General features: G+C 74.3%; 15 protein-coding genes. 2 read left to right on the top strand and 13 right to left on the bottom strand.

From position 1 onward, the window contains the following. The first annotated feature begins 132 nt into the window (after nt 1-132). Complete coding sequence (locus ACIG3E_RS35170) at nt 133-738, top strand: hypothetical protein (protein WP_399624055.1); 606 nt, start codon at nt 133-135, stop codon at nt 736-738. 82 nt (nt 739-820) lie between these two features. Here ACIG3E_RS35170 and ACIG3E_RS35165 read toward each other — a convergent pair whose 3' ends face one another. Then, nucleotides 821-1,396 (bottom strand): phage holin family protein, encoded by a 576-nt coding sequence (locus ACIG3E_RS35165; RefSeq protein ID WP_399624053.1) that lies wholly within the window; start codon nt 1,394-1,396, stop codon nt 821-823. Between the two features lie 121 nt (nt 1,397-1,517). On the opposite strand from ACIG3E_RS35165, the gene ACIG3E_RS35160 reads away from it, so the two are divergent. Next, nucleotides 1,518-1,865, top strand: coding sequence for a VOC family protein (locus ACIG3E_RS35160; protein WP_242725957.1), 348 nt, complete (start codon nt 1,518-1,520; stop codon nt 1,863-1,865). A 79-nt stretch (nt 1,866-1,944) separates the two neighbouring features. Here the strand turns inward: ACIG3E_RS35160 and ACIG3E_RS35155 are convergent, their stop codons facing one another. The 12 genes from ACIG3E_RS35155 to ACIG3E_RS35100 form a co-directional block, all read right to left on the bottom strand. Beyond that, nucleotides 1,945-3,891 (bottom strand): DUF5107 domain-containing protein, encoded by a 1,947-nt coding sequence (locus ACIG3E_RS35155; protein WP_399624051.1) that lies wholly within the window; start codon nt 3,889-3,891, stop codon nt 1,945-1,947. Nucleotides 3,892-3,987: 96 nt separating this feature from the next. Continuing rightward, nucleotides 3,988-4,884 carry an arginase family protein gene (locus ACIG3E_RS35150; protein ID WP_399624049.1) on the bottom strand — a complete coding sequence of 299 codons (897 nt, stop codon included), beginning with the start codon at nt 4,882-4,884 and terminating at the stop codon, nt 3,988-3,990. A 58-nt stretch (nt 4,885-4,942) separates the two neighbouring features. Next, a complete protein-coding gene (locus ACIG3E_RS35145) occupies nt 4,943-5,533 on the bottom strand; it encodes a GNAT family N-acetyltransferase (protein ID WP_399624048.1) in 591 nt (196 codons plus the stop codon). Nucleotides 5,534-5,560: 27 nt separating this feature from the next. Beyond that, nucleotides 5,561-5,806, bottom strand: a complete 246-nt coding sequence (locus tag ACIG3E_RS35140) for a hypothetical protein (RefSeq protein WP_399624046.1) — start codon at nt 5,804-5,806, stop codon at nt 5,561-5,563. A 129-nt stretch (nt 5,807-5,935) separates the two neighbouring features. Further along, nucleotides 5,936-7,702: a CocE/NonD family hydrolase gene (locus ACIG3E_RS35135; RefSeq protein ID WP_399624286.1), complete on the bottom strand. Its 1,767-nt coding sequence runs from the start codon at nt 7,700-7,702 to the stop codon at nt 5,936-5,938. 488 nt (nt 7,703-8,190) lie between these two features. Next, the gene (locus ACIG3E_RS35130) at nt 8,191-9,126 is read right to left on the bottom strand and encodes an LD-carboxypeptidase (RefSeq protein WP_399624044.1); all 936 of its coding nucleotides are present in this window, start codon (nt 9,124-9,126) and stop codon (nt 8,191-8,193) included. Continuing rightward, a complete protein-coding gene (locus ACIG3E_RS35125; protein WP_399624284.1) occupies nt 9,123-11,123 on the bottom strand; it encodes a prolyl oligopeptidase family serine peptidase in 2,001 nt (666 codons plus the stop codon). The genes ACIG3E_RS35130 and ACIG3E_RS35125 overlap by 4 nt, the downstream gene beginning before the upstream one ends. Before the next feature lie 78 nt (nt 11,124-11,201). Then, complete coding sequence (locus ACIG3E_RS35120) at nt 11,202-12,527, bottom strand: M20/M25/M40 family metallo-hydrolase (RefSeq protein WP_399624042.1); 1,326 nt, start codon at nt 12,525-12,527, stop codon at nt 11,202-11,204. Continuing rightward, nucleotides 12,520-13,362, bottom strand: a complete 843-nt coding sequence (locus ACIG3E_RS35115) for a M55 family metallopeptidase (protein WP_399624040.1) — start codon at nt 13,360-13,362, stop codon at nt 12,520-12,522. The genes ACIG3E_RS35120 and ACIG3E_RS35115 overlap by 8 nt, the downstream gene beginning before the upstream one ends. 54 nt (nt 13,363-13,416) lie before the next feature. After that, nucleotides 13,417-14,172 (bottom strand): methyltransferase domain-containing protein, encoded by a 756-nt coding sequence (locus ACIG3E_RS35110; protein ID WP_399624038.1) that lies wholly within the window; start codon nt 14,170-14,172, stop codon nt 13,417-13,419. Between the two features lie 197 nt (nt 14,173-14,369). Further along, a complete protein-coding gene (locus ACIG3E_RS35105; RefSeq protein WP_399624036.1) occupies nt 14,370-16,808 on the bottom strand; it encodes a SpoIIE family protein phosphatase in 2,439 nt (812 codons plus the stop codon). A 181-nt stretch (nt 16,809-16,989) separates the two neighbouring features. After that, nucleotides 16,990-19,407, bottom strand: a complete 2,418-nt coding sequence (locus ACIG3E_RS35100; RefSeq protein ID WP_399624033.1) for an MFS transporter — start codon at nt 19,405-19,407, stop codon at nt 16,990-16,992. Nucleotides 19,408-19,742: the final 335 nt, after the last annotated feature.

Genomic DNA, 19,742 nt, shown 5'->3' with positions numbered 1-19,742 from the left:
GGATGCCTCTGGGCTACCGGTGCGGGCGCCGTTGCGTGTGCTCCCGCACGGACCTCCCAGGTGCCCGTGGCCGCCGCGGTGAAACGGGATATCCGGTGGCGTCGGCCGGGCGGCGTTGCGACGCTCGCGGTCATGGATGCGCTGAGGCAAGCACAGTCGGGACAGGAAGGACCGTCGAGGCGGGAGGCACCGCTGGAGGTCCTGCTCATCGGCGGCCGCTCCGGGGCGGGCAAGTCGTCCGTGGGCTTGGAGGTGGCGGCGCGGCTGCGGGCCGCCGACGTCGGTCACGCCCTGATCGAGGGCGACGTCCTGGACACGGTGCACCCCGCGCCGCCGGACGACCCGGACCTCGCGCGGCTGACCACCCGCAACCTGGCGGCGCTGTGGGCCAACTACGCGGCCCTGGGCTGCCGTCGGCTCGTCTACACGAACACGGCGTCCGTGCTCGGCAGCGAGGAGTGGATCTTCACCGAGGCCCTCGGGTCCCCGCGGCTCACCCGCGTCCTGCTCACGGCGACGGACGAGACGGCCGCGCGGCGCCTGACGGCACGGGAGCAGGGCTCGGAACTGGCCCGCCAGCTGCGCCGCAGCGCGCACATGGCACGGCACTTGGAGGCGCACGTCCCCGTCGGCACCCACCGGGTGGCGACGGACGGCCGCACGGTGGGCGAGGTGGCTCAGGCGGTCCTAGGGGCGACGGGCTGGCTGCCGGGGACGGTGGGCGAGGACGCGTCGTAGGCGGTCCTCGCGAGGCGGCGGCCGAGCCGCCCACCCGGTACGCGCGCCGTCGCCGTGCCGCACCGCGACCGCTCGCCGTGCCTCACCGCGACCGCGGACTCGGGCTGACGCTCGGCGACTCGGGGGCGTCGGGACGCGCTGTGGCCTGCGGCGGGCTCGACGGGACCGCGGGGAAGTCGGCGGTGCCCGGGGCCCCGCGAGGGGTCGGGGGCACGGCGGCCGCGGGGGCTTCCGTGGCCGTACGGGCCGGTGTGCCCGTGCCGGACCGGGAGCGGCCGGGCCGCGCCGCGTTGCGCAGGACCACGGCCACGACCGCGAGCAGCACGGTGACGATCAGGCCCGCCGCCCAGCCGGGCAGTCCGACGGCGACGGCCAGGCCGAGGGTGAGCGCGGCGGCCGCGCCCGCGTACAGCGCGGCGACTGCGGCCGCCGCGTACAGGGAGGCCCTGCGGCGCTGCTTCCGCGCCGCGTCGGCGAGTTCGCTCCGCAGTTCCGTGCGGAGCGCCTCCCGCAGGGAAGCACGTACCGCCTCGTGGACGACCTGCGACAGCGCGTCGCTCAGCGCCGTCTCCGGGGACGCGAGGCCCGTGGCCCGCTGGCCCGGGGCGCTCGTCGAAGAACGGCCGAAAGGTTGCTGTGGATGGTCGGATGCAGTCATGGCCGCCGGGTACCCCGCGGCCGCGGCGCGTAACGGCCCCCGCCCCGGGGTACCCCGGGTGCCCGCGCGAGGTCGGCCGAATGGATCTCCTGCCCCCGCCGGGCCAACTAGGCTCGTTCGTATGGAAATCCTGGGTACCGTGCTGCGTGTCTGTGTGAACGACCTGGAGGCGTCCGTCTCCTTCTACGAGCGCCTTACGGGCAGCACAGCGATGCGGTTCGAACGCGGCGGCGTGTCCGTCGCGTCGGTCGGGTGCTTCCTGCTGATGAGCGGGCCCGAGCACGAGCTGGAGATTCTCCGCAAGGTCACGGCGACGATCGCCGTGAAGGACGTCGACGAGGCCCACGCCACCCTCACCGCCTCCGGCGCCCGCATCGTCGCGGGCCCCGTCCCCACCCCCGCGGGCCGCAACCTGATCGCGATGCACCCGGACGGCACGGTCTTCGAGTACGTCGACCGCAACGCGTAGTCCGTCGGGCGGCCGTGGGCCATCCTCCCCGGGCGCGGGACGGGTGGGCACAGCCCGCAGCCGCCCCGCACCGGGCACCTCAGGCTTCGCCAGGCTCTGCGGCGGGCGTCATGCGGAAGTCGTAGCACGGTGGCACCGGCACCCCCGGTGCCACCGTCGCCCACAGCTCCCCCAACCCCTCGTCCCCCTCCCGCAGGTCCGCCACCTCGAACTCCTCGTCGAGCACCGCCCGCGCCCCCGCCGGGTCGCCCTCCGCGAGCAGCAGCCTGACCTCCAGGAGCCGGAAGCGCCCGAGCCCCCGCACGGCGGGGCTCAGCCGGTCCCAGACGCCGCGCGCGGCCTCCGCCCGCCCCACGGCGAGGAGCGCCTCGATCGCCTCGCGGCCGAGCGCGCCCAAGGCCTCGGACCGGGCCTCTGACTCCGCGAGCCCGGCGAAGGCCTCCGCGTAGCGGTCCGCGGCCCGCTCCCCGTGCCCCGCCTCCAGGTCGGCCACCGCCAGGCACCGCAGCAGCGGCCAGCGCGCGGCGGCCGCGGCGCGCTCAAGGCCGCGCTCCCAGCTGCGCACCGCCTGCGCCCGGTCCCCGGCGTGCCACTGCGCGACCCCGAGGTGGTACTCGGCGTGCGGCCGCGCGGGCGCCGTCTCCAGCATGTCCCGCCAGTGCCGGGCGACGAGCGTGGGCCCGGGCGCCCCGGCCCCGGACGGCTCCGGCACCGCCCCGGACCGCAGGAGTTCGAGCCACGGCTCCTGCTCAGGCCCGAGCGTGGCCTCCGCGAACGGCGTGCCCGGCAGCTTGAACTCGCCCCGCAGCACTTCGAGCGCGCCCCAGCCGGACCCGACGGCGAGGGTCTGTCCCGGCTCCTCGTCGGCGTACGGCCGCCACCGCTCGTACGCCGCGTCCACCGCCGACGGCGGCAGCGCCTCCGCGAGCCGCTCCTCGGCCGCCGCGCGGGCCGCCGCCCAGTCGTCCCCGTGCGCCACGGCCGCGGGGAGCGACAGCGGACCGTACGACTCCAGCCACGCGACCTCGCTCTCCGCGTCGAGCCGCACGTGCTCCAGCTGCGTGCGCGCGAGCCCCGCCTGAATCTCCGCGTACGCGCCGCCTTCCGGGCCCGTCAGCCACTCCTGCCAGCGCCGCCCGCCGCTGCCCGCGCCCCACCGGAACAGCTTGCGCCCGCGCAGCGCGGCCGTGGACGTCTGCACGAGGCCGTGCCCGTCGGCGTCGAGCGCCGCGATCCAGCGGCGCGCGCCGTCCGGCACGTCGTAGAAGTAGTCGGCGGCGTACGGTCCGTGGGGCTCGGGCACCGGCACCCGGGCGAGGGCGCGCGTGTAGTCGTAGCGCCAGGCCTCGTCGGCGGGCGCGAGCACCCGGCGCTCCTCGGGCACGGCGGTGTTGGACCACCAGTAGACGGGCACGGGCTTCTCGTGCGGATTGCGGATCCGCACGCCCACGTGCAGGAAGTCGGAGTCCTCCGGCAGCCACAGGTCCACCTGGAAGGGCACGTCGCGCAGCCGCTCCCACTCCCACAGGCGCAGCATCGGACCGCCGTCGGGCGCGGTCACGACGGCGGCGTGCAGCGGCGCGCAGGACAGCGTGGTGTGCCCGGTGGCGCCGACGTTCCACTCGATGCCGCCCGCGTACCAGGCGCCGTTCAGCGCGAAGCACGCGGGCTGGAACACCGGGTTCCGGTACAGCAGTTCCCGCTCGGTCGGCTTGTGCACGAGCGAGTGCACGCGGCCGCCGAGGCCGGGCAGGACGGTGGCGCGCAGCCGCTCGTTCTCCAGGACGAGGACGTCGAAGGAGGCGGGCGCGCGCCGTCGGCCGTAGCCGTCGCGCAGCGGCGTGGGAAGGACCGAGCGCAGCGGCTCGTAGGCGAGTTGCCGTGCCATGTCGCGCGGCAGGCCCTGCCGCGCGCGGTCGTCGACCCGGTGCGGCCGGCGCGGCAGCCGCAGCGGCGGCAGCGGGTTGTCCGGCCCCAACTCGGCCGCGGGCAGGGTCGTTACGTCGCGTCGCACGGTCGTCGCCACGGCGGTCTCCTCAGGTCATCGGGTCGTTGACCATGGAACACGCTGAACGCCGCCCCCACCAGGGGCCCGGTCCGGTTCCGATGACGCCGAGAGCGATCACGCCGCCGTGAAGGCCGCCACCACGACGTCGGTGAGCACGTCGCCCGCCGTGCCCTCGGGGTCCAGGTCCGGGTCGTAGATGGTGACGTTGAGCCCGGCGCAGCGCGGCGAGCGGACCAAGGGGCGCAGCAGCGCGAGGAGTTCGTCCGGGTGCAGGCCGTCCTCGTCGGGGCTGTCGACGGCGGGCATCACGGACGGGTCGAGCACGTCGGCGTCCAGGTGCACCCAGAAGCCGTCCAGGGCCTCGTGCTCCAGGGCGACGACGGCCGAGCGGGCCACGTCGGCGGCGCCCCACTGCCGCAGTTCGCCGACGGTCACCGTGGGGATCTTCAGCGCGCCCAGCTCCGCGCGGTCCTCGTCGTAGTCCCGCAGGCCGAAGAGCCGTACGTCCTCGTCCCGCAGATAGGGCCGCAGGCCTTCCAGGTCGGTCAGGTCCTCCTGGCCGCGCCCGGTGCCGAGCGCCAGCTCCTCGCCGCCCGCAGCGCCGATCCGGTCGGAGTTGCCCGGGTGCCGGAAGTCCGCGGAGGCGTCGATCGCCGCGAGGCCGTAGCGCCCGACGCGGCGCAGCGCGAGCGAGGCGCCGAGCTGGATGGAGCAGTCGCCGCCGAGGACGACGGGCAGGTCACCGGCGCGCACGTGGTGCTCGATGCGATCGGCGAGCCGGGGCGTGTACGCGGCGATGGCCGCCGCGTTGAACACGCCGTCGCCCTCCCGCCAGTCGCCCCGGTCGTAGCGCGGCGGTATGACGACGCCGCCCTCGACGGCGTCGAGCCGCCGCAGGATGCCGCGCTCGCGCAGCGCCCCGGCGAGTTTGTAGCAGCCGGGCACGGTGCCCGGCGCGGGCGGGCGCAGGCCCAGGTTGGAGGGGGCGTCGATGACCACGATGTTCCGCATGCGGTCCATCCTCCGGGACGCGGGCCACCGCCTTCAATGGCCGCGTCCGTGGCCGCCGTCACGCCTCGCGGGGCCCGGCGGCGGCCGCGCGGCCGCCGCGCGCCGCGGCCCGCATCTCGGTGGTCAGGGCCCACCGCTGGTGGTCGCGCCACGCCCCGTCGATGAACAGGAAGTCCGGCGAGAAGCCCTCCAGGCGGAAGCCCAGACGGCGGGCGAGCGCGATCGAGGCGGCGTTGCCCGGCTGTACGTTGATCTCCAGGCGGTGCAGGCGCAGCTCGCCGAACGCGCGGTCCACGACGAGCCCGAGCGCCTCCCGCATCAGGCCGCGCCCGGCGGCGTGCGCGAACACGCCGTAGCCGAGCGCCCCGCAGCGGAAGCCGCCCTGGACGATGTTGTTGATGTTGATGAACCCGGCGATCGCGCCCGACTCCCGCTCGCAGACGAGGAACCCGGCCCTGGCCGGGTCCTCGATGAGCGTGCGCGCGTACGCCACGTAGGTCTCCTCGGTGGTGGGCGGGAACAGCCAGGGCCGGTGCAGCTCCTGGCTCTCCCGCGCCCGTGCCGTGAACTCGGCCCCGTCCGCGGGGGTGAAGTGGCGTATGCCCGTGCGGGGGCCTTCGGCGAGGTGGCGGGGGTTCGGCTGGCGCATCCGCCCCACGTTACCGGGACACCCGGCTCACTTGCGGCGGCGGACGAAGTAGGCCCCGCACACGGCGCCGATCACCGCCGTGCCGAACAGCGCCATCCACAGCGGCATGGTCACTTCGGGGATCAGCAGCCGGATCTTGGTGCTGCGGGTGTTCTCGAAGATGAAGACGAGGGTGAGCAGGGCGATGACGGCGACGGTGATCCTGCCGGGCGTCATCAGCCCGGCCACGCCGCCCTTCGAGGGACTCCTGGAGCCGCCCGTGGAACTGCTCATGGCGGGACCCTTCCGTGATCCGTCGCAGCGCCGGCCGCTGCCCGTCCCGTCAGGATGGGCAGCGGCGGCGCACGGCGCACGGCGGGTGACGCGGCCGGGTGGGTCCGTGGGCCGAACAGGTGACGCCCGCTACACCACGGGCAGCCGCAGCACCCCCGTGTCGCCGGGCGTGCTGGTCACCGTCACCGGCTTCACCCCGCGGTTCCCGCCGTACGCCCCGTCGCTGGCGGCGATCACGAACCGCAGCCGGTGCCCCCGCTCGTACCGGTGCACGATGCCCGGCAGGCGAACCGTGAACGCCTCCCGCACGTCCGGCACCCGCACCGGCGCCACCAGGCGGTGCACCAGCGTCTGGCCGCCGTCCGGCGCCACGTCGTACAGCTTCGCGAACAGCACCAGCTTGTCGGCGGCGTCGGCGGAGCCCTGCGTCCGCTCGGCGCGGGGCGAGTCCACCCTCAGCGTCGCCTCCGGCGCCCCCACCACGTCGAGGGAGCGCCGCAGGGGCGCGGTGGTCCAGCCGAGATGGGTGCCCTTGGTGTCGTACGGCGCCGGGTCGGGCAGGCCGGCCATCCCGGCGGCCGGGCTCTCCGAGTGGCTCGTGGGCAGCGGCCGGTTGCGGTACGTCCGGCTGCCCGGGCTCACCCGCGCGCGGTCGCCGACGAGCCTGCCGTCGCCGGAGAGGTACAGCTCCCGCCCGGGCGCGGGCACGTGCGACGCGGTCGCGTAGGTACGGCTGGGGTCCTTGATCCAGTCGCGGTAGTAGGCGAAGTCGGGCCCGGTGTCGGCGCTCTCGTCGTGGCGCAGGTGGCGGTCGAACCACGCCAGGACGCGACGGCCCACGTACGTCGACTCCAGGTCGCCCTTGGCCAGGTCGAGCTCGCCCGGGGCGGGGCCGCTCGTGCCGCCGCTGTGCCCCCAGGACTGCCAGATCATCTTCGCCGGGGTGCCGCGCTCCTTGAGCGCGCGGTACGTCGACTCCGCCTCGTTCAGGTTGAACAGCGTGTCGGCCTGGCCCTGCACGAGCAGCGTCGGCGCCTCGACCCGGTGCAGATACGACGCCGGTGACACGCTGCGGGCGTACGCCAGGAGCCGCCGCGTCCTGCCTTCCGGGTAGCGGCCGGAGTTGAGCGTGCGGATGAGCTCGCAGGCCCGGGTGACGAAGTGCAGGCAGTCCAGGGAGTTGATCCGGGACGGGTCGAGGTTCGGCGCGACGAGGGGCTGGCCCTCACCCCTGAGGTAGAAGCCGTTCATCCACTGCCACTTGGCGGTGCCGGGCACCTCGCGGCCCGCGGCCGTCCGCTCGACGGCGTTGTTCGGATTGAGGGAGTAGCCGAGGTCGTGCCAGGTGATGAGCGGGACGAGGGCGTCCACGCGGTGGTCGTCGGCCGCCGTGGCGAGCTGGATCGCGCCGCCGTACGACGCGCCGACCATGCCGACGCGCGGGTCGCCCGGGGCGTCCGCGACGACGTAGTCGGCCCTGGTGCCGTCGTCGGCGGCCCGCTCACCGGCGAGGAAGTCCAGGAGCCCCGAGGCGGCCCGGCCGTCGATCCCGGGGTCGTCGAGCGAGATCAGACAGCCGGACTTGCCGAAGCCGAGCCCGGAGTAGACGAGGCCGACGTATCCGCGCTCGGCCATGGCCTTGCCGATGGCGGCCGTGGCGCCGTCGGCCTTGCTGCCGCCGAAGCCGTGGGTGGCGAGCACGGCGGGCGCGGGGTGCGCCCGGTCCGCCCCGCGCGGGCGGTACAGATCGGCGTCGACGGTGCAGTGCCGCTCCCCCGCCCGCACCGTGAAGGTGAGCGGTGTGACGGTGAACCGGCCGCCCCGCTCCCCCGCGCCGGACGCGGGCGCGGGGGCGGCGGCGAGCAGGGGCGCGGCGAGCGCGGCGGCGGCGACCAGCGCGAGCGGCGCCCTGGCTCGCGCCCGGTCACCGCCCCCGGCGGGTGCGACGCCGGAACGCGGCGGGGCCGTGCGGGACGGCGATGCGGCAGGGCGGAACTGAGGGAACAGGCGGAACAAGAGGGCCTCCACGGTGTGAGCGTGGCGACCACCGCCCGGCAGACACCGGTCCGCGCTCCTGCTGAGGCACGCGTCATGCGGGGGGGGAGGCAACGCCCATGGCACTGGGTTCTTGACGGAGTTTCAGCGGACGGGCCGTACGCCACACGCGACAGCACACGCGCCCTGGGGCTTGTCCGATGGGTCGGCGCGGCGTCGCGACGCCTGGCACTTCCCCACGCTCTCGGCTGCGTTCGCGCAGGGGAGGCGCCCTTGCTCGCCGCGTTGCCGAGATCCCCTAGTAGCTTGGCTACGAGGGCATCCCGGCGCCTTGCGAGCGCACATGTCGGGCGCCGCTCCTTGCTCCACGCCGACCCACCGGACAGGCCCTATGCGAGCGCGGGTATGTCCAACGTCAGCGTCCCCGCGTCCGCGTCCAGGTGCGCCGGTATCCCGAACGGCACCGTCAGCGCCCCGTCACAGTGCCCGAACCCGAACTCCTCCACGACCGGCACCCCCAGCCCCTCGAGCCGCTCGGCGAGCAGCGGCCGCAGCCGCTCATAGGGCTCGCACTCCGCCCACGACCCGAGCGCCACCCCGGCCACGCCGTCGAGCCAGCCCGCCCGCGTCAGCTGCGTCAGATAGCGGTCGATGTGGTACGCCTCCTCGCCGGTGTCCTCGAGGAAGAGCAGCCCGCCGCGCGCTCCGGTCCGGGCCCCCGCCGCGCCCACGTCCGCCGCGAGCAGCGACAGACACCCGCCGAGCGTCACCCCCCGGGCCCGCCCGCCCAGCAGCGGTCGGCCCGCGGAGGCGATCTCCCGCACGGACTCCGGGTCGAAGAGCGTGGCCCGCAGGTGCTCCTGCGCCCGCGCGCTCTTCAGGAAGTCGGCGTCCGCCACCATCGGGCCGTGCAGCGTCACGAGCCCCAGGCGGCTCGCGAACGCCTCGTGCAGCGTGGTGATGTCGCTGAACCCGAGGAACACCTTGGGCCCCGCCGCCCGCATCGCGTCCCAGTCGAGGAGGTCGACCATCCGCGCCGCCCCGTACCCGCCGCGCGCGCAGAGCACCGCCGCCACCGACGGATCGCACCAGGCGCTCTGGAGGTCCCGCGCGCGGTCCTCGTCCGTGCCCGCGAGGTAGTCGAACCGCGGGTGCGTGTCCCGGGCGTGGGGGGCCGCCACGGGGTCCAGGTCCCAGCCGCGCAGGACGTCCAGGCCCGCCGCGAGCAGGTCCTCGGGGACGGGCCCGCTGGGCGCGACGACCGCGACCCGGGCGCCGGGGGCGAGCCGCGCGGGTCGCGTCAACGGCCGGACCGCCGCGCTCACTTGGACAGCTCCAGCGTCGGCAGGCCGCCCGCCGGGTCGATCCGGAACACCTGGGCGTACAGCGACAGCTCGGCCTCCAGGGCCCGGACCATGGTCTCGGCCCGCCGGAAGCCGTGCCCCTCGCCCTCGAAGGCGAGGTACGCGTGCGGCACTCCGCGGCCCTCCATCCGCGCCAGGAACCGCTCGCACTGCGCGGGCGGACAGATCACGTCGTCCAGGCCCTGGAGCAGCAGGAACGGCGCGGTGATCCGGTCGGCGTGGCGCGTGGGCGAGCGCTCCTCGTACCGGCCGGGCACCTCGTCGGGCGGGCCGATGAGCGTGTCCAGATAGCGCGACTCGAAGTCGTGGGTCTCCCCGTCGTTCCAGGAGGTGAGGTCGAGGACGGGGTAGATGATCGTGCCGCAGGCGTACACGTCCGTCGTCGTCAGGGAGCTCGCCGTGGTCCAGCCGCCCGCGCTGCCGCCGCGGATCGCGAGGCGCGCCCGGTCGGCGGTGCCCTCCTCGGCGAGCGCGAGCGCGACGGCGGCGCAGTCCTCGACGTCGACGACGCCCCACTGCTCGCGCAGGCGGTCGCGGTACTCCCGGCCGTAGCCCGTGGAACCGCCGTAGTTGACCTCGGCGACGCCGAAGCCGCGCGAGGTGAAGTACGCGATCACCAGGTCGAGGACGAGCGGCGCGCGCGAGGTGGGCCCCCCGTGCGCCCACACCACGTACGGCGGCAGTTCGTCGTCGGGCGCGAGATGGCCCGGGTGGTGCGGCGGGTACACGTGCGCGTGGATCTCCCGGCCGTCGGGCCCGAGGAAGGTGCGGATCTGCGGCTCGGGGTAGTACGTGGGGTCCACCGGGTCGTCGTGCGGCGCGCCGATGACACGGGCGCGGCCGGTGCGGTTGTCCAGCTCCACCACCTCGTACGCGCTGCGCGGGCTCGCGGCGACGCCGATGACGCGGGTGCCGCTGACGGCGACGGAGGCCGACCACTCCGTCCAGGGCCCGGCCGCGTCGACGACCTCGCCAGTCTCCGGGTCGAGCACGCCGAGGGCGGTCGCGCCCGTGCCGTGCACGACCGCGATCAGGCCGCTGTCCAGCGGCGCGAACCAGCTGAGGCCGAGCTGCCACAGCGGTCCGCCGAACTCCTCCTCGCGCGGGCACAGCGCGACGGGGGCGCCGTCGAGCGGGGCGCGGTACAGATTCCACCAGCCCGAGCGGTCGCTCGCGAACAGCAGCCGTCCGTCCGGCGCCCACTCGGCCTGCGCGATCGACTCCCGCGGTCCGCCCGCGAACCGGCGCGCGGCGGCGAAGGTGCCGTCCGCGCCGACCTCGGCGACCATCAGCTCCGTGCCGTCCCAGGGCATCCGGGGGTGGTCCCAGGCGAGCCAGGCGACGTGCGCGCCGTCCGGTGCCAGGCGCGGCCCGGTGACGAACCGGTGGCGTCCGTCGGACAGCTCCCGCACCGCGGCCCGGTCCCCCGCGGCCGAGCCGTCGAGGGGCACGGCGGCGAGCACGCGCCGCACGTCGGTCTGCCCCTCGCCGGTGAACTCCTCCAGGACGCACCACACCTCACCCCGGTCGAGGTGGATCCGCGGGTCCGCCCAGCGCAGCCCGCCGCCCACGTCCGACACCGGGGTCAGGGGTCTCGGTTCCGCGCCGGGGGCGTCCGGCTCGTAGGCGTACAGGCGCTGGTCGGCGAAGTGCGCGAACACGATGAGCGGGCCGCGCGGGTCTCCGGGGCGCTCGGCGCCGGCCCAGGGCAGGCCGCCGTACTCCATGACCCGGCTGCGGACGTTCCACGGGGCGGGCAGCACCGACTCCTCGTGGCCGTCGGGGCGGCGGCGCAGCAGCGCGCGCCGACCGCCCTCCAGCGGGCGCGGCTCCGTCCACCACGCCTCGCCGCCGACGAAGCCCGCGAAAGCGGGGCGGCCGTCGTGCGCGGCGGCCAGCCCGGCGTCGATCGGGGACAGCCACGAGCCGTACGGCTTGGTCTGCGCCATGTCGATCATCTCCCCCATAGTCCGTTCCCCCATTGGTCCGTCACCTGGTCCGTTGCCCCATCGGCCCCTCAGCGGCCCGGCGGCCGGTCAGGCCGTCCGCAGATACCGGTCCAGTACCCGCGTGCCGAAGTGCAGTGCCTCGACCGGCACCCGTTCGTCCACTCCGTGGAAGAGCGCCTGGTAGTCGAAGCCTTCCGGTGTCCGCAGGGGCGAGAAGCCGTAGCCCCGGATGCCGAGCCGCGAGAACTGCTTGGCGTCCGTGCCGCCCGACATGCAGTACGGCATCACGCGGCCCTCGGGGGCGAACTCGGCCACGGCCGCGCGCAGCTTGGCGAACGTGGGCGTGTCCACCGGCGCCTGCAACGCCACCTCCCGGTGATGGAACTCCCAGTCGACGTCCGGTCCCGTGAGCCGGTCAAGGGTGGTGCGGAACTCTTCCTCGCCGCCGGGCACGAATCTGCCGTCCACATAGGCGGTGGCCTCGCCGGGGACCACGTTCACCTTGTAACCGGAGCGGAGCATCGTGGGGTTGGCGCTGTTGCGGACCGTGGGCTCGACCAGGGCCGCGGTCGGGCCGAGCTTCTCCATGAAGCCGTCGACGTCGAAGCCGGGGGCGTCCGGGTCGGCCTCCAGGCCGTAGATCCCGGCCAGCTCCACCAGGGCCGCCCGCACGGTGGGGGTCAGCCGCACCGGCCAGCGGTACTCCCCGATGCGGTGGATGGCGGCGGCGAGCCTGCTGACCGCGTTCTCCTTGTTGACCTTGGAGCCGTGGCCCGCGGTGCCGCGCGCGGTGAGCTTGAGCCAGCCGGTCCCGCGCTCCCCCGCGGCGATCGGATACAGCTGGTTGCCCCGGCCGTCGTGGAAGGTGAACGCGCCGGACTCGCTGATCCCCTCGGTGCAGCCCTCGAAGAGCCCGGGGTGCTCGTCGGCGAGGAACCCGGAGCCGTCGCGGGCGCTGGCCTCCTCGTCGGCGGTGAACGCGATCACGATGTCGCGCCGGGGGCGCACTCCGGCGCGCGCCCAGCCGCGCACCACGGCCAGGATCATCGCGTCCATGTTCTTCATGTCGATGGCGCCACGGCCCCATACGACGCCGTCGCGGATCTCGCCGGAGAACGGGGGCACGCTCCAGTCGGCGGCCTCGGCGGGCACGACGTCGAGATGGCCGTGGACCAGCAGGGCGTCGGCGCCCGGGTCCGTGCCCTCGACGCGGACGACCACGTTCGTCCGGCCGGGGGTGCGCTCCAGGAGCGTGGGCTCCAGACCGGTCTCGGCCAGCAGCGCCGCGGCGTACTCGGCGGCGGGGCGCTCGCGGCACTCGCCGTCACCGCTGTTGGTGGTGTCGATGCGGATGAGATCGGAGGTGAACCGGACGACCTCGTCCAGTGCCGATGCGTCCACCTGCTCAGCCATACTGCTCCTCCACCGCGGCGGAGGCGATCGTGGTGACCGCCTTGAACGTGCGAATGCCTTCGTACATGGTCTCGCTCGTGTACGCGACCTTCCGCTCCGCCACGCGCCGGACCCCGGGAACCACCGTCGCGGCCATCGACAGGTGCTCGGCGTCGAACTCGACCTCCACGGTGAACGGGCCGCCCGCCACCGGCTCGTGCCGCACGGCGAGCGCCGCGGCCTCCTTCGCGGCGGCGCGGATGTCGGCGGCGGTGCGGGCGGGGGTGCGGCACACCGCCGCGTACCGCGACACGTGGTCCTTGACGGCGACCTTCAGCGCGCCGGGCGCATACCCGAGCGCGTCCTCGCAGGCCAGGTCGTCGCCGGTGACGAGGACCACGGGGACGCCGAACTCGGCCACCACGTGCGCGTTCAGCAGGCCCTCGCTGGCGCGGACGCCGTTGATCCACACGCCCGTGATCTGGTTGGCGAGATAGGTGTGCGCGAGGACGCCCTCCATGCCGGCGCCCGCGTGATAGCCGATGAAGGCGATGCCGTCGACGGCCTGGTCGCCGCCGTGCTGGACGCCCTCGACCATGGAGAGCGCCTTGTGGCGGCCGGTGAGCATCTGGACGCGCTCGTCCAGCTCTTCGAGCAGGAGGTTGCGCATGGTCCAGTGCGCCTCGTTGACGAGCACCTCGTCGGCGCCACCGTCGAAGAAGCCGAGCACCGCCGCGTTCACGTCCGAGGTGAACATCGACCGGCACCGCTCCCACTGCGGCGTACCCGGCAGCACGTCAGCCGGCCAGGTCACACCTGTGGCGCCCTCCATGTCGGCGCTGATGAGGATCTTCATGCCTCGAAACCGTACGCGGTCGCGCCGACCCCGTGCCAGGCCTGTGGATAAGTCTCACTGGTTCAGACCACTGGCGCCTGTGGACAAGTCGCCACGGCCCACCACCAGCCAGGTGGATGGCAGCTCGATGCGGGTGCCGTCGGCGGTGAACTCGGTCGTGGTCAGGGGGATTTCCCCGCTGGCGAGGATGGTCAGGCCCGCCGCGTGGACGTGGTCGAGGAGTTCCGCGTCGGCGACCTCCGCGGGGGTGAGCCCATGGGCGAAGATCGGCGCCAGCTTGGGCGGCGGGCCGTCCGCGCTCCGGGCCAGGCCGGCCAGCACCGGCCCCGCGGCCTCGGCCAGTTCGACGAGGAAGGCACGGCCGCGCTCGCCGATGAGTGTCGCGAGGGACTCGACCAGGGGCCCGCGGTCGGCGGGCTCGCACTGGTGAAGGACGCCGCGCACGTACACGTTCACGTCGCCGAGTTCCGCGTGCAGTTGCTCGGCCGTGCTCTTCTCCGCCGCGTCGAGCTGGCGGTACTCGGCCTGTCCCGCGGGGTCCGCGCGCCGGGCGTGTGCGATCGCGGCGGCCGACAGGTCGAGGCCGAGGACGCGCGGGAAGCGGTCGGCGAGGAAGCGGGTCTGGGTGCCGTTGCCGCAGCCGACGTCGACGAACGGCAGTCCTGGCGCGGCCACGTGCGGCTCGAACAGGGCCAGGTGGAGGCCCACGGTCAGGGCCGGTTCCGCGTCCCAGAAGACGGCACCCTCGTCCTCGGGTGCCTCGCTCCAGAAGCCCTCCCACGCCTCCCGGTACCGACTCGTGACGCTCATGCCCAGCTCCCCAGGGTGTGACCGGTGTGACCGGTGCCGCCGAATGCGGCGACAAGATCGGTCTACCGCTCAGGGGGGCGCTCGACAAGCCACACGCGCGCACCTTCACGGCGCTTTCGATACGTGTTCCCCGGGCGTGTGCCCGCGTACCGGCGCGAGTGACGGGGCACGGCAGGCGGCTCGCGCCCCGGAGGGAGCTACCGGCGCGGCGACTCCAGTTCGAACCACACCGTCTTGCCCTTGCTGCCGCTGCTCGTGCCCCACTCCTTGGCGAGCCGCGTCACGATGCGCAGGCCGCGCCCGAACTCGTCGCCCGGCCCGGCGTTCAGGAGCGTCGGCAGCGTCGGGTCCTCGTCCTCGACCTCGCACAGGATCCGGCCGGAGCGGACCAGGCGCAGCCCGACGCGGCCCGCGCGCGTGTGCCGTACGGAGTTGGTGACGAGCTCGCTGACCAGCAGGGTCGCGGTGTCCTCCAGGTCGTCGAGGCCCCAGGCGCGCAGTTGGCGGCGCACGAGCTCGCGGGCCCTGCTGACCTCGGAGGGGTCCGCCGCGAGCCGCCAGTGTCCGACGTCCTCGGAGGCGACGCCGTTCAGCCGGGCCATCAGCAAGGCCACGTCGTCCTTGCGCCCGCCCCGGGTGTTGAGCGCGCGGATGATCGTGTCGCAGGCCGCGTCCATGGACGCCGCGGGGTGGGCCGCGGACTCGACGAGCGTGGCGAGGCCGACGCCGATGTCCTCGCCGCGCACCTCGACGAGCCCGTCGGTGCACATCAGCAGCCGGTCGCCGGGCGCGACCCGGACCCGGACGGACTCGAAGGGCACACCGCCGACCCCTATGGGCGCCCCGGTCGGCAGGTCGAGGAGCTCGCTGCGGCCGGAGCGGGCGCGGACCAGGACGGGCGGGATGTGGCCCGCGTTCGCCAGGTGCAGATCGCCCGCGATGGGGTCGTACACCGCGTACAGGCACGTCGCCAGGTAGTGCTCGCCGAGCCGCTGTGCCAGGTCGTCGAGGTTCCGCAGGAGCTGGGCGGGCGGCAGGTCGAGGGCGGCCATGGTCTGCACGGCGGTGCGCAGCTGGCCCATCATGGCCGCCGAGTTCAGGCCGTGCCCCATGACGTCGCCGACGACGAGCGCCGTTCTCGCGCCGGGCAGCTTCACGGAGTCGAACCAGTCGCCGCCGACCCGGCCGAGCAGGGTGCCCGGCAGATAGCGGGTGGCGATGTCGCAGCCGGACATCCGGGACTCTATGTGCGGCAGCATGCTGTCCTGGAGGGTGTCGGCGACCGACTCCTGGTACGTATACATGCGCGCGTTGTCCAGTACGAGGCCCGCGCGGGCCGCCAGTTCGGCTCCGGTCACGCGGTCCATGTCGTTGAAGACGGGACGCTCCCGGTGGCGCAGCAGGATCATGAAGCCGAGTACCACATTGCGTGCCTTCAGGGGCACGACCAGCATCGAGCGGTGGTTGATGAGCGGGCGGATGTCGCGCTTCTCGAACTGCGAGGCGATGGCGTTGCCCATCTCCTCGGTGATGCGCGGCACGAGGACCGGTTCGCCCGACGTCATGCACTGGAAGAACGGCGTGTGCGAGGGGAACGGCATGGACTCGCCCACCGGGACGACGTCGTCCCAGCGGCCCGGTTCGTCGGTGTGCTCCACGGCGACGCGGTGCCACAGCGTGGTCTCGTCCGGTACGCCTTCGGGGAAGCCCTCGCCCGCGACGACCTGCTCGCGCAGATACGTGCCCGCGACGTCGGTGAAGCGCGGGACGACCGCCTTGCTGACCTCCTGGATGGTGCGGGCCAGGTCGAGCGAGGAGCCGATGCGGGCGCTCACCTCGTTCAGGAACTCCAGGTGCTCGCGGACCGCCGCGTACTCCAGGTCGTCGGCGTCCTCGGCGCTCTGCGGGCCCGGTGCGAGCCCGGCGGCGGCCGCCTCGGCCGCACGCTGCCTGCGCGCCTGGCGCTCGGCCCGGCGCGGCACGCCCCAGTCTGGTGTGACGGGCACCCGGTCGTGCTGGCTGAACTCAAGGACCGGATAGCCCAGTTCCAGGATCTGCGACACGATGCGGGCGCTCTCGGCCACGCTCATGCTGGGCAGGATGTCCGGGAGCCGCCCCGCGAGGTCGTCCGCCCCGGGGAAGTCGGTGTGCAGCGCGAACCCCGGGGCTATGCGCTCCACATGGGCGGAGTCCACGTCGTCGCCCCGGGCCAGGCGGGTCGCGTCCGCGGCGAGCACGAGCATCCGCTCCGGGCCGGGGCCGACCAGCGGATAGGCCCACCACAGCACGTCGACGCGCTCGCCGTGCCCGCCGCCGCTCGCCGACGGCGTCAGCCGGGCCCGGCCCGCGGCCGGGTAGGAGATGTGCCCGTCCAGGGAGTTGCCCAGATCGGGCCCCAGGGCGTCGTACGTGCCGTAGCGCGTCCCGTCCTGCGGCGGCAGCGCGCCGGAGACGGGCAGCAGGTCGCCCGCCGGATGGCCCACCGCGTCGTCCCTGGCGTAGCCGAACAGACGGCGCGCGCCGGCGCTCCAGTGGGAGACGAGGCCGTCGCCGTCGATGACGACAACGGCCAAGGGGATGCGGCCGGACGCGACGCTGTGCGCCACGGGCCCGTCGTCCGGGGTCCCACGCTCCATGGCCAAGGCTCCTTCCCACGGCACGGCAAGATCTGCACCGCCCCTCAACCACCGTACGGCCGGGACGGGTTGCCACGCGCCGCCTTGCGCGAATTGGCCGCGTGGGGAGCAATACTGTCCGGTCCTTTCGGTCCGCGGGACCGCCCGTTCCCGGTGGGTCCACCGGGCCCGGGCGGTCCGGTCAGTCCTCGTGGCCCAGTTGCAGGTCGCGCTCCGTCCGGCCGCCACCGGCGACCTGGAGGACCGTGGCGACCGGCGGGTAGCCCGCCGCGATCACCGTGTACTCGCCGGACGACAGGTCGACGAAGCGGAACGTGCCGTCCACGCCCGTGGTGAGCGTGTCGACGACGTTGCCCGCGGCGTCCAGGAGCGTCACGCGCGCATCCTCGACGGGCCGCCCGCCGGTGGCCCGCACGGTGCCGCGCAGCACGGCGCCGCCGGCGAGCTCGATGTCCTGGCGGGTCTCCCGGGAGGCCTGCACGCTGACGGGCAGGGCCGCGGGGCGGAACGCGGGGGCGCTCGCGGCGAGGGTGTACTCACCGGCCACCAGCTCCGTGATCACGTAGCCGCCCTCGCGTCCGCTGCGGGCCGTGGCGACGACGTCGCCGCGGACGTCGGTGAGGGTCACGGCGGCGTCCCGTACGGGCGTGCCGTCGGCGGTGCGCACGGTCCCGGCGAGCCGCCCGGCGCCGCCGAGCACGACGTCGAGCTCTACGGGGCGCTCGCCGACGGTGACGGTGACGGCCTGCGGCTGGTGTCCGCCCGCCGCCGCGATCAGCACGAACGATCCGGCCCCGGGGGTGGCGAGCGCGTACCGCCCGTCGTCGCCGCTCGCGCCCCGGCCGATCTGCTGGCCCGCGACGTCGATGAGCGTCAGGGCGGCGCGGGGCACGACGGTGCCGTCGGGGTGCTGCACGGTGCCGCAGACGGGCACACCGGCGACGTACGGGGAGCGGGCCTCGGGGATGACCGGAGGCTCGGCGAGGGAGGCGTGGGTGGACGCGGCACTGGACAACAGGGGTGTCTCCTTGAGGAAGAAGGCGAACAGCAGGCCGAGGACGAGCACCGGCACCAGGTAGAGGAAGATCCGGGGCATCGCGTCGGCGTACGCCTGGATGTAGCCCTCGCGCAGGTGGGCGGGCATCACGTGGACGACCTGCGGGGTGATCGATTCGGGATCCGGCAGGCCGGCGGTGTCGGGCAGCCGGGCGGCCAGCGCGTCGGTGAGCCGGTTCGCGAAGAGCGTGCCGAACACGGCGGCGCCGACGCTGCCGCCGATCTGCCGGAAGTAGTTGTTGGCGCTGGTGGCCGTGCCGAGGTCGGCGGGCGGCACGGCGTTCTGCACGGCGAGCACCAGGACGGGCATGACGAGGCCGACACCGGCCCCGAGGACGGCCATCCAGACGCTGTAGTGCAGCCGGGGCGTGTCGGCCTCCAGGCGCGAGAGCAGATACATGCCGATCACCGACAGGGCGCCGCCGAGGATGGGGTAGATCCGGTAGTGCCCGGTGTGGCTGATGAGCTGGCCCGCGACGACCGAGGCGCCGACGAGGCCGCCCATCATCGGCAGCATGAGGAGGCCGGATTCCGTGGCGCTCGCGCCGTCGACCATCTGAAGGTACGTGGGCAGGTAACTGGCCGCTCCGAAGAGGGCGATTCCCACGACGAGCCCTACTAGACCCGTGATGTTGAAGACGGAATCACGGAACAGGCTCAGCGGGATGATCGGTTCTGCCGCGTACCGTTCGACGACCAGGAAGAGCACGCTCGCCACGACCGCACCGGCCGCGAGCCCCAGGATGACGCGCGAGCCCCACGCGTACTCGGTGCCGCCCCAACTCGTCAGGAGCACCAGGCAGGTGGAGGCCGCCGTGAGCAGCAGCGCGCCGAGCACGTCGAGGCGCCCCCGGGCTGCGGGCTTGGGCAGCTTGAGTACGAGCGTGACGACGGCCAGGGTGACCAGGCCGAACGGCACGTTGAAGTAGAAGCACCAGCGCCAGGAGACGTGGTCGGTGAAGAACCCGCCGAGCAGCGGACCGGCTACGGACGCGAGGCCGAACGCGGCCCCGATCACGCCCATGTAGCGGCCCCGCGCGCGTGGGGGCACGATGTCCGCCATGATCGCCTGGACGCCGATCATCAGGCCGCCCGCGCCGACGCCCTGGAGGGCGCGGAAGGCGATGAGCTGGTCCATGGTCCGCGACCAGCCCGCGAGCGCGGAGCCGAGCACGAAGACGACGATCGCGAACTGGAAGACGCCCTTGCGCCCGAAGAGGTCGCCGAGCTTGCCGTAGATGGGCAGGCCCACGGTGGAGGTGAGCAGATACGCGGTGATCGCCCACGACATCCGGTCCAGGCCGTGCAGTTCGCCGACGATCTTCGGCAGCGCGGTGGCCACGATCATCTGTTCCAGGGCGGCGAGCAGCAGGGCCAGCATGAGGGCGAAGAACACCATGCGCACCCGGCCGGGGCTCAACTCCCGCGGCGTCGGCCCCCGGCCCTCCGGGGGTGGGGGTTCCTCGGCCGCGTCGGCCGCCGGGGCCCCGGTGGCCGCCCGTTCGTCGTGCTCCGCGCTCATCGCCAGCGTCGTCCCGCCCACCTGGTGCTCCCCTCGTCACGCCTGCGCCGCCCATTTCTCGCATTACGCGACAACTACGAGCAAGCGCGACGAGTCCCCCCGAGAGGTGCACCGGCGCACGTAAGCGCCGGTAGGAGCCCTACGGCGCACCACCGGCCCGCGCCGGAAACCACTCGAAACGGTGAGTGTGGGAACAACCCTGATGGCTTAAACGGGAGTTGGGGGGGGGGGGGGGGGGGGGGGGGGGGGGGCGGCGGCCCCCCCCCCCCCCCCGGGCCACAGATGGAAAAAGTAAAGGACGTGGGGGTGGATGTTGGTGTGGGGGGGGGGGGGGGGGGGGGCGGGGGCGCGAGGAA

This window comes from Streptomyces sp. NPDC053474 (genome assembly GCF_044544845.1).
GTDB lineage: Bacteria > Actinomycetota > Actinomycetes > Streptomycetales > Streptomycetaceae > Streptomyces.
Note: the sequence above shows the minus strand (reverse complement) of the source record. Positions and strands in the feature narration are given on the sequence as shown.

Coding starts and splice junctions, on each gene's coding strand:
- ACIG3E_RS35170 (WP_399624055.1), top strand. CDS start 133: ATGGATGCGCTGAGGCAAGCACAGTCGGGACAGGAAGGACCGTCGAGG.
- ACIG3E_RS35120 (WP_399624042.1), bottom strand. CDS start 12,527: ATGGCTGAGCAGGTGGACGCATCGGCACTGGACGAGGTCGTCCGGTTC.
- ACIG3E_RS35160 (WP_242725957.1), top strand. CDS start 1,518: ATGGAAATCCTGGGTACCGTGCTGCGTGTCTGTGTGAACGACCTGGAG.
- ACIG3E_RS35150 (WP_399624049.1), bottom strand. CDS start 4,884: ATGCGGAACATCGTGGTCATCGACGCCCCCTCCAACCTGGGCCTGCGC.
- ACIG3E_RS35105 (WP_399624036.1), bottom strand. CDS start 16,808: ATGGAGCGTGGGACCCCGGACGACGGGCCCGTGGCGCACAGCGTCGCG.
- ACIG3E_RS35110 (WP_399624038.1), bottom strand. CDS start 14,172: ATGAGCGTCACGAGTCGGTACCGGGAGGCGTGGGAGGGCTTCTGGAGC.
- ACIG3E_RS35165 (WP_399624053.1), bottom strand. CDS start 1,396: ATGACTGCATCCGACCATCCACAGCAACCTTTCGGCCGTTCTTCGACG.
- ACIG3E_RS35125 (WP_399624284.1), bottom strand. CDS start 11,123: ATGATCGACATGGCGCAGACCAAGCCGTACGGCTCGTGGCTGTCCCCG.
- ACIG3E_RS35145 (WP_399624048.1), bottom strand. CDS start 5,533: ATGCGCCAGCCGAACCCCCGCCACCTCGCCGAAGGCCCCCGCACGGGC.
- ACIG3E_RS35140 (WP_399624046.1), bottom strand. CDS start 5,806: ATGAGCAGTTCCACGGGCGGCTCCAGGAGTCCCTCGAAGGGCGGCGTG.
- ACIG3E_RS35115 (WP_399624040.1), bottom strand. CDS start 13,362: ATGAAGATCCTCATCAGCGCCGACATGGAGGGCGCCACAGGTGTGACC.